Here is a 5,851-nt window from a genome sequence, read left to right as displayed (position 1 = left end):
AGCCAATCGGCATGGCGCGGGGCTTTTTTGGTCTCGCTCCATTCCTGAAGCATCAACGGCGCGACGCGTTTTAATTCGGCATGTTGCTGCGCGGTGCCGATGTTGCAGGCAAGCTCCAATCGGTGGCCATTGGGGTCAAAGAAATAGATCGACCGGAATATGCCGTGAAAGGTCGGGCCAATTACATCTATGCCTTGGCCCTCAATATGCGCCTTGGCGGCCAGCAATGCGTCCATGTCCGCAACCTCAAACGCGATATGTTGGACCCAGGCCGGGGTATTGGGGTCTTTGCCCATTTCGGGCTGGTTCGGCAGTTCGAAGAACGCGATGACATTGCCCCCGCCGCAATCCAAGAAGATATGCATATATGGGTCATATTCGCCTGTCGATGGCACATGATCCTCGGCAAAGGCGGTGGTGAATTCCATGCCCAGCACATGCGCATACCAATCCGCCGTCGCCTTTGCGTCCTTACACCGATAGGCGACATGGTGAATGCGGCTCAGCTTTACGGGCGCGGTCATGCCACTGGCTCCACCTGAAGCGCGCCGCGTTCTATCTGGTCGCGCTCGATGCTTTTGAACAAGGCGGTGAAATTGCCTTCGCCAAAGCCTTCGTCTTTTTTGCGCTGAATGAATTCGAAGAAGACAGGGCCAATCATGGTTTGCGAGAATATCTGCAACAACAAGCGCGGGTCGCCATCTTGCGTCGACCCGTCGAGCAAGATGCCACGCGATTGCAACGCATCAACCGGCTCGCCATGGCCCGGCAAGCGTTCCTCCAACATATCATAATAGGCCTTGGGCGGTGGCGGCGCAAAGGGCGTGCCCAGCACCTTCAACCGGTCCCAGCAGGCCGGCAAATCATCGCAGGAAAAGGCGATATGTTGAATCCCTTCGCCATTATAGGCGCGCAGATATTCATCAATCTGCCCGCCGCCGGCCTTGCCCTCTTCATTCAACGGAATGCGGATTTTGCCGTCCGGCGCAGTCATCGCGCGGCTGGTGAGGCCGGTATATTCGCCCTTAATGTCGAAATAGCGGATTTCGCGGAAGTTGAAGACGCGTTCGTAAAAACTGCCCCAATGCGCCATGCGCCCGCCATAGACATTGTGCGTTAGGTGATCGATGATCTTGAAACCGGCACCAACGGGGTTGCGGTCAACACCGGGCAGATAGTCGAAATCAATGTCATAAATGGACAAGGCATCGCCGTAGCGGTCCACAAGATAGATCATCGCGCCGCCAATGCCGCGAATGGCGGGCAAGCGCAGCTCCATAGGCCCAGTGCGCGTTTCAACCGGTTCGGCACCGCGCGCAATCGCTTCGTCATAGGCAAGGCGCGCGTTCTTTACGCGAAACGCCATGCCGCACGCCGACGGGCCATGCTCCGCCGCAAAATAGGCCGCAGGGCTTTTGGGTTCGTAATTGGCGATCAGGTTGATTTCGCCTTGCCGCCACAGGTCCACATCCTTCGACCGATGCCGCGCAATCCGGCTGAAACCCATGCGTTCAAACACCGGTTCCAGAAGGCCCTTTTCCGGCGCAGAAAATTCGATGAATTCGAACCCATCGAGTCCCAACGGGTTTTCGAACAAATCGGTCATATACGCGCTCCTGCAAAAACTGGTTACATTTGCAACCAGTTTACGTAATCGTCAGGCATGAGTCAATGCGCGTGACGGTTCAGGTAAAGTGCAAGCGGCGGTATTTGCCCCGGAAGTAGAGCAATGGGTCACGGCGTGGCTCAAAGCTCGCTTTTTCTACGCGACCGACCAAGATGAAATGGTCGCCAGCCGCGTGCAAGGCATGGCGTTTGCATTCGAATATGCCAAGCGAGCTTGGCAAGATCGGCGCGCCATATTCGCCCACTTCCCACCGCGTTCCGGCAAAGCGATCTTCGCTTTTCCCTGCGAACAGGTTGGAAACGGGTTGCTGCCCGATTTGCAGAACGTTGACAGCGAAATCATCAATGCCGCGCAAAACCTCTGCGCTTCCAGAATTATTGGCGATGCACACCAGCAACAAAGGCGGGTCCAGCGACACGCTGGTAAAGCTGTTGGCGGTCAAGCCCACAGGCTTCCCATCCGAGTCATGCGCGGTGATAATCGTCACGCCTGTCGCGAAACACCCCATCGCATCGCGCAATGTCCGCGCATCGGATCCGGAACGATATTCGGGAATGAAGCGCGGTTGCTTGCGCTCCAAAAAGTCGATGAGTAGCCCGTTAAACGCCTCTGCCCGTTCCGCCACGATCAGCAAGCCACCGCCATCGACGTCAATCGCCTCAACATTGGGAAGCCGGTCCACAAATTCGGGCCGTGCGGCATCAGGGTCGACTTGGCCCAAGGCACCACGAATGATCAGCGACGGCAAACCAATGTGCGCCGCTGCCTCGCAAAGTGCCTCACCCACGCCATTAATGTCGAATGCCGCAAATATGGCTTTGTCATAATCTGCCGGGTTCAAACCCTGCCCAAGCGCCGCCGACATACGGTCTGCCGCCGCGCGCACCGCCTTTGTGTCATGACCCACAGGCGGATCGACGAATATCAGGCCCGATGCCAGGGTCGCAGCGTCTTCGGCCAAGGCCATGGTCGCAATCCACGCACTGTGCGACGCCGCAACAACAACGGGGCGCGTCCGCATTTGGCCCAGCACTGCGCGCAAATCTTCGACATAAGCAGTAAAGTCATACCGACCGTCGGACGGCCATTCGCTGCCGCCATGGCCGCGAAGGTCGACATTGATGACATGGCGTCCAGCCTGTTCCAAACCAATGGCCACATCTTCCCACACTTTGCGCGTTTGGCCAAAGCCATGCAGCAGGACAATGGACGGGTCATCGGCAGAACCAATATCGTCGGCCTCAAGCCTTATGCCTGCAAAGCCCTTAAATTCTCTTACATAACGAAGCGACATTCGTCCAAACCCCAAATTCTGTCTAACGGTGTCATATTCTAACTGTCCGTGCACGCTTACTGCATTTTACGCAATAATTTATGCGCGCTCGGTGGAAATAACCGCCATCGTAATGCGCGAAATACAAACCAGCTTGCCGGCTTCATCCTCTATCCGGATTGACCAAATTTGCGTCGTGCGGCCAATCGATTCCGATGTTGCCGTGGCAAATACAAGACCATCCTTTACCGGGCGAATATGGTTGGCGTTGATTTCCATGCCCACGGTCGCAAACTTGCTTGGGTCAACCGTCATGGCAGCAGCAGTGGAGCCTACCGTTTCGGCCAAGACGACCGATGCGCCCCCATGGAGCCGGCCATAAGGCTGCTTCGTGCGTTCATCGACGGGCATCTGTGCCTTGATCCAATTGTCCCCATAATCGATGAATTGTATGCCGACAAAACCGGGCATGCAATGTGCACCGCTGGCGGTTAACGCCGCAAGATCAAGCTTTTCGTGAAACCATATCGTCATGCAATCTCCATGCGCGAAGCGGCGCGCACTGTCTAGGGTCAGGACCACGTAAATGTACCTTCGCGGCGTCAAAATCGTCTCGAACCGCGAAGGTGCATTTACGTGGCCCCGACCCTAGGTTTACAAAAAACGCCGCTTATGCATATATGTTTGTAATCTTAAGGGGCAGAATCCTGTCCCCAATATGCCGTCACGCCCAAAGAGAGGAAACTACATGCCCACCACCCCACGCGAATTCGATATCATTGTTTATGGTGCCACGGGCTATACTGGGCGTTTGGTGGCTGAATATCTGAAGGACAAAACTGGCCTGAAATGGGCGATGGCGGGGCGTAGCCTTTCCAAGTTGGAGGAAGTCCGCGACCTGATTGGTGCCGCCGCAGACACGCCATTGATCGTTGCCGATGCGTCTGACCCCGCTTCGCTCGACGCGATGGTCAAGCGCACTAAGGTCGTTTTGACAACCGTCGGGCCCTATCAATTATATGGCAATGAACTTGTCGCCGCCTGCGTCGCCAATGGAACCGATTATACCGATTTATGCGGCGAACCGGCATGGATGCGTCAGAAAATTGACCAGCATGACGACGCGGCAAAGGCGTCGGGCGCGCGGATCGTGTTTTCCGCTGGCTTTGATTCCATCCCCTTCGACCTTGGCGTGATGATGCTGCAAAAGCATTGCGTGGCGACATTTGGCGCGCCCGCACCACGGGTGAAGGGCCGCGTGCGCGCCATGAAGGGCACGTTTTCCGGCGGCACCGCAGCCAGCCTGAAGGCGACCATGGCCGCCGCTGGCAAGGACCCTGCGGTTATCGGTTATTTGACCAACCCGTTCAGCCTGTCGGCCGATTTTGCTGGCCCGCCGCAGCCTGCGGGCAATAAGCCCGAATATGACGAAAGCCTCGGCAGTTGGGCGACCAATTTCGTCATGGCGCCGATCAACACCAAAAATGTCCACCGCACCAACCATTTGCTCGGCCATGCTTATGGTGCAGATTTTGTCTATGATGAAATGGTGCTGACGGGCCCCGGCGAGCAAGGCGAAGCCATGGCCAAGCATGTCGCCTCCACCCCGATGATGGGCGGCGCGGATGATCCCAAGCCCGGCGAAGGCCCGACCAAAGAAGAACGCGAAACCGGCTTTTATGACGTGCTGTTCATCGCCGAATATCCCGATGGCCGCACGGCGCGATTCAGCGTCAAGGGCGACCGCGACCCCGGCTATGGTTCGACCAGCAAGATGATCAGCGAAACCGCGATTGCTTTGTGCGAACAGGATGGTCCGGGCGGCGTGACAACACCGGGCGCTGCCTTGGGGGAGCACCTTGTGGACCGGTTGCAAAAAAATGCCGGATTGATTTTCGCTGTTGAAGGCTGACCGCTTCCATAATTCATCAGGCGGGCTTATAGGGCGCAAGCCATGTTAGGTCGCCTTTTCAAAAAAGCTGTTGCCCCACGCCCGCTCGATACCGCGCGGGTGCCCGACGGCGTGCGCATATATGCCATCGGCGATATCCACGGGCGCGATGACTTATTGTCTGCCTTGCTGGCCAAGATTGAAGCCGACGACCAAGCGCGCGGCGTGGCCGATACGCAGATCATATTTTTGGGCGATCTGGTCGATAGAGGCCCCGGCAGCGCGGCGGTCATTGAAACCGCGATGGCGTTGAAGGCATCTGGCAAAAATGCCCGGTTCCTGATGGGCAATCATGAGGAAGTGTTTGTCAGCGCCTGCCGCAAGGGCGACCCAAAGGTTACGCGTTTCTTCCTGCGCATTGGCGGCGAGGAGACGGTCTTGTCGTATCCGATCACCCGCGCCGAATATATGACATTGGATATGGAGCAACTGACCGATCGACTGGCGACCTTAGTGCCGCAAGCGCACATCGCCTTTGTCGAAAGCTTCGAAGACCAGATTATCATTGGCGATTATGCCTTCGTCCATGCCGGTATTCGCCCCGGTGTCGCTTTGGCAGACCAAAAACCAAGCGATTTGCGCTGGATACGCGACGAATTTGTGGGGCAACGCGGCGATCTGGAAAAGGTCATTGTCTACGGCCACACCATTTACGAGGAAGTAGAAGAACGCGGGTCACGCATTGGCATTGATACCGGCGCGTATAATTCGGGCAAGTTAACGGCCTTGGCGCTTGAGGGCGGCGATCGTTGGTATCTGCAAACATGACGGGCGGGGTAATATCATGAAAAGACTGTTCGTCTGCGCGAGCATCATCGCAATTGGCCCTCGTCGCCCCCTTGGCCGCAGCGGCCAACCCCCCAGCCAAGCCAAAAGCCGAGCGCCTGAAAGCCGACGTTGAAAAACTCGTCAGCTTTGGCACGCGCCATACATTGTCATCGGCAACGGACCCAAAACTCGGCATCGGTGCCGCCCGCAAATGGGCGCACAGCGAATTTGT

At 56.8% G+C, this 5,851-nt stretch carries 6 protein-coding genes and 1 pseudogene; 3 read left to right on the top strand and 4 right to left on the bottom strand.

Annotated features, from left to right (window positions below; genetic code table 11):
* From HEQ34_RS13680 to HEQ34_RS13665, 4 genes are all read right to left on the bottom strand, one after another.
* Positions 1 to 524: VOC family protein (locus HEQ34_RS13680; protein ID WP_296201410.1), on the bottom strand; the 524-nt coding region annotated here is incomplete at its 3' end.
* Positions 521 to 1,606: a 4-hydroxyphenylpyruvate dioxygenase gene (gene hppD / locus HEQ34_RS13675; RefSeq protein WP_296201409.1), complete on the bottom strand. Its 1,086-nt coding sequence runs from the start codon at positions 1,604 to 1,606 to the stop codon at positions 521 to 523. The genes hppD and HEQ34_RS13680, both read right to left, overlap by 4 nt.
* A 79-nt stretch (positions 1,607 to 1,685) precedes the next feature.
* A complete protein-coding gene (locus HEQ34_RS13670; protein ID WP_296201408.1) occupies positions 1,686 to 2,921 on the bottom strand; it encodes an alpha/beta fold hydrolase in 1,236 nt (411 codons plus the stop codon).
* Positions 2,922 to 2,999: 78 nt separating this feature from the next.
* On the bottom strand, positions 3,000 to 3,434 hold the full coding sequence (locus HEQ34_RS13665; protein WP_296201407.1) for a hotdog fold thioesterase: 435 nt from the start codon (positions 3,432 to 3,434) through the stop codon (positions 3,000 to 3,002).
* A 214-nt stretch (positions 3,435 to 3,648) separates the two neighbouring features.
* On the opposite strand from HEQ34_RS13665, the gene HEQ34_RS13660 reads away from it, so the two are divergent.
* From HEQ34_RS13660 to HEQ34_RS13650, 3 genes and pseudogenes are all read left to right on the top strand, one after another.
* Positions 3,649 to 4,812 (top strand): saccharopine dehydrogenase NADP-binding domain-containing protein, encoded by a 1,164-nt coding sequence (locus HEQ34_RS13660; RefSeq protein WP_296201406.1) that lies wholly within the window; start codon positions 3,649 to 3,651, stop codon positions 4,810 to 4,812.
* Between the two features lie 42 nt (positions 4,813 to 4,854).
* Entirely contained in the window at positions 4,855 to 5,619 is a 765-nt protein-coding gene (locus HEQ34_RS13655) for a metallophosphoesterase family protein (protein ID WP_296201405.1), read from the top strand.
* A gap of 53 nt (positions 5,620 to 5,672) precedes the next feature.
* Positions 5,673 to 5,851 (top strand): annotated as a pseudogene (locus HEQ34_RS13650) (peptidase M28); the annotation flags it as partial.

The sequence above is a fragment of the Sphingorhabdus sp. genome (assembly GCF_023910635.1).
GTDB lineage: Bacteria > Pseudomonadota > Alphaproteobacteria > Sphingomonadales > Sphingomonadaceae > Sphingorhabdus_B.
The sequence above is the reverse complement of the archived record's forward strand: the minus strand, read 5'-3'. Positions and strand labels throughout refer to the sequence as shown.